Annotated in this window: 2 protein-coding genes; both read right to left on the reverse strand. The window is 44.4% G+C overall.

Annotation, left to right across the window (positions count from 1 at the left end; translation table 11 throughout):
- The coding region (gene rpoB / locus A3761_RS14540) for a DNA-directed RNA polymerase subunit beta (protein ID WP_068750399.1) at positions 1–3,433 on the reverse strand (3,433 nt) is incomplete at its 3' end.
- A gap of 284 nt (positions 3,434–3,717) precedes the next feature.
- Positions 3,718–4,039, reverse strand: a 322-nt coding sequence (gene rplL, locus A3761_RS14545) for a 50S ribosomal protein L7/L12 (protein WP_068750400.1), incomplete at its 5' end; no start/stop codon positions are given.

Here is a 4,039-nt window from a genome sequence, read left to right on the forward strand (position 1 = left end):
CAATTTTCTTACCAAGACCTTTTGCAGCACAACCCAAGTGTGTTTCCAGTACCTGACCGACGTTCATTCGAGACGGAACACCTAGCGGGTTAAGTACAATATCTACTGGGTTACCATGCTCATCATATGGCATATCTTCAACTGGCATAATAACCGAGATAACACCCTTGTTCCCGTGTCGTCCAGCCATCTTATCACCAGGCTGAATACGACGTTTGATCGCAACGTAAACCTTAACTATTTTCAGTACACCCGGTGCGAGATCATCACCAGTCTGAAGCTTACCCTTCTTAACTTCGAAGCGCTCTTCCTGATCTTTACGACGATCTTCCAATTGCGCCTCTGCCTTCTCCAACATCTCATTTAGAGAGTCTTCAGACATACGAATTGTGAACCAATCGCTAGGCTCTAAGCCTTTAAGGTAATCTTCACTAAGGGTATCGCCCTTCTTCAAACCTGGCGCAGAAATTACAGACTGACCAAGCAAAGCTTTTGTAAGACGCTCATAAGTTGCGCCCTGAACAATGCGATACTCATCTTTCAAATCTTTACGGAACTTATCAAGCTGATCGTTTTCAATATCTTTCGAACGCTGATCTTTCTCAACACCGTCACGAGTAAAGACCTGAACGTCGATTACCGTACCACGCGTTCCTGTAGAAACTCGCAGTGAAGTATCCTTAACATCAGATGCTTTTTCACCGAAGATTGCTCTAAGTAGCTTTTCTTCAGGCGTTAACTGGGTTTCGCCCTTAGGTGTTACCTTACCAACAAGAATATCACCAGCACCCACCTCAGCACCGATATAAACGATACCCGACTCATCCAGCTTGGAAAGTGCGTTCTCACCAACATTCGGAATATCGGCAGTAATATCTTCGCTACCTAACTTGGTATCACGCGCAACACAAGTCAATTCCTGAATATGGATAGTTGTGAAACGGTCTTCTTGAACTACACGCTCAGATACAAGGATCGAATCCTCAAAGTTGTAACCGTTCCAAGGCATAAAGGCGATACGCATGTTCTGACCCAAAGCCAGCTCACCCATATCAACCGAAGGACCATCAGCAAGTACGTCACCACGAGAAATTTGCTCACCCTGCTTAACCAAAGGCTGTTGATTTATACAAGTATTTTGGTTTGAACGAACATATTTCGTTAGGTTGTAGATATCTACACCTGCGTCGCCTTGTGCAGTCTCATCATCGTTAACACGAACAACAATTCGGCCTGCATCGACACGTTCGATTACACCACCTCGATCTGCAACCACACATACACCGGAGTCCTGAGCAACAATTCGCTCAATACCCGTACCAACCAATGGCTTTTCAGCACGTAGGGTTGGAACAGCCTGACGCTGCATGTTTGACCCCATCAAAGCACGGTTCGCATCATCGTGTTCCAAGAAAGGAATCAAAGAAGCTGCTACCGATACTACCTGACGTGGTGACACGTCCATATAGTTAACCTTCTCAGGTGGCGTTACTGTAAATTCGTTTTTATATCGAACGTTAACAAGCTCTTCAGTTAGCTTACCGTCTTCACTAACAACAGCACTAGCCTGTGCGATAATGAAGCCACTTTCTTCAATTGCTGACAGATACTCGATCTCGTCTGTTACAACACTGTCAACAACTTTTCTATACGGACTCTCTAAGAAGCCAAAAGAGTTAGTTCGTGCGTAGGTTGCCAAAGAGTTAATCAAACCGATGTTTGGACCTTCAGGCGTTTCGATAGGACAAACGCGACCGTAGTGAGTCGGGTGTACATCTCGAACCTCAAAACCAGCACGCTCACGAGTCAAACCACCTGGGCCTAATGCTGATACACGACGCTTATGAGTCACCTCAGAAAGCGGGTTGTTCTGATCCATAAACTGAGATAACTGGCTAGAACCAAAGAATTCTTTAACGGCTGCAGCGACAGGCTTAGCATTGATCAAGTCTTGTGGCATTAGACCATCAGACTCAGCCATGCTCAAACGCTCACGTACAGCTCTTTCAACACGAACCAAACCAACACGGAATTGGTTCTCTGCCATTTCACCTACAGATCGAATACGACGGTTACCCAAGTGATCGATATCATCAACTTCACCCTTACCATTTCGAATATCGATCAATGTTTTCAAGACATCGATAATATCTTCATTTGACAGTACGCCTTCGCCCGTCTCATCGCTACGTCCGATACGGCGATTAAACTTCATGCGGCCTACTGCAGAAAGATCGTAGCGCTCAGAAGTAAAGAACAAGTTCTTGAACAGGTTCTCTGCTGAATCCTTAGTTGGCGGCTCACCAGGACGCATCATACGATAAATCTCTACCAGAGCTTCAAGCTGATTACTTGTCGGATCGATTCTTAGCGTATCAGACATGAACGGGCCGCAATCTAGTTCGTTCGTATAAATCGTCTCGAACGATTCGATACCCGCTTCAATAATTGTATCGATCACTTCATCAGTGATTTCGGTATTACACTCAACAACCAATTCGCCAGTTTCTTCATTGATCAAGTCTTTCGCTGTCACCTTGCCGTGTAGGTACTCACGTGGAACTTCAAGGTGATTACCAAGCTTCTCAAGCTGTCTGATATGACGCGCAGTAATACGACGACCTTCTTCAACGATAACCTTACCGTCAGCATCTTTAATTTCGAAACTTGCAAGCTCACCACGTAGGCGAGCAGGCACCAACTCTAGCTTACAGCTCTCGCCGGAAATAACGAATGCACTGGTATCGAAGAACATTTCAAGAATTTCTTGTGTGCTGTATTCAAGCGCACGTAGCAAGATCGATGCAGGTAGTTTACGACGTCGGTCAATACGAACAAAAACGTTGTCTTTCGGGTCAAACTCAAAGTCCAACCATGAACCACGGTAAGGAATAACACGAGCAGAGTGTAACAACTTACCAGAAGAGTGTGTTTTACCCTTATCGTGATCAAAAAATACGCCTGGAGAACGATGCAACTGAGAGACGATTACACGCTCAGTACCGTTAACAACAAATGTACCATTTTCGGTCATGAGCGGCATTTCGCCCATGTATACTTCTTGCTCTTTGATGTCTTTGATTGCTTTATTTGATGATTCTTTATCATAAATAATCAATCGAACCTTAACACGCAATGGAGCTGCGTATGTTACACCACGCTGAATACACTCTTTTACGTCAAATGCGGGTTCACCCAAACGGTAGCTCACATATTCTAATGCAGCATTACCTGAGAAGCTCAAAATTGGAAAAACTGACTTGAATGCAGCGTGAAGACCAACATCGTCACGAGACTCTGGGTCATTGTCACTCTGCAAGAAGCTTAAGTACGAGTCTATTTGAATAGACAAAAGATACGGCACATCCATGACGGTTGGTAACACGCCAAATTCTTTACGAATACGCTTTTTCTCTGTATACGAGTAGGCCATTTATATTCCCCAGTTTTGTGACTTAACGGTCTGAATTGTTGAACGGTTGACACCGTTTAATAACAGGCTATGTTTAGAAAGAGATACTTATTGCATGCTCAAGGCTTTGCCAAATATTCCTTTCTAACAAACCTTCTTATAGTTTGTTCTATGATGCTTGTTAGCATCAATATAATGAAAGCTATCTACTAACTAACAACAGAAAAAGGCCGGCAGCAAATGCTACCAGCCAATTTCGTTAGGATGCGTGTGCTTCTGCATGCATCAAATAACTATAATTATAGTTACTTAACTTCAACAGATGCGCCAGCTTCCTCAAGCTCTTTCTTAGCAGCTTCAGCGTCGTCTTTGCTAACGCCTTCTTTAACAGTAGATGGAGCACCATCAACCATTGCTTTCGCTTCTTTAAGGCCAAGACCTGTAAGAGCACGAACTGCTTTGATTACGTTAACTTTCTTGTCGCCAGCGCCTGCAAGAACAACGTCAAACTCAGTCTGTTCAGCGGCAGCAGCACCACCAGCGTCACCGCCAGCAGCAGGAGCAGCAGCTACAGCAGCAGCTGCAGATACGCCGAATTTCTCTTCCATTGCTTCAACTAGTTCAACA

It is taken from the genome of Oleiphilus sp. HI0123, from assembly GCF_001635315.1.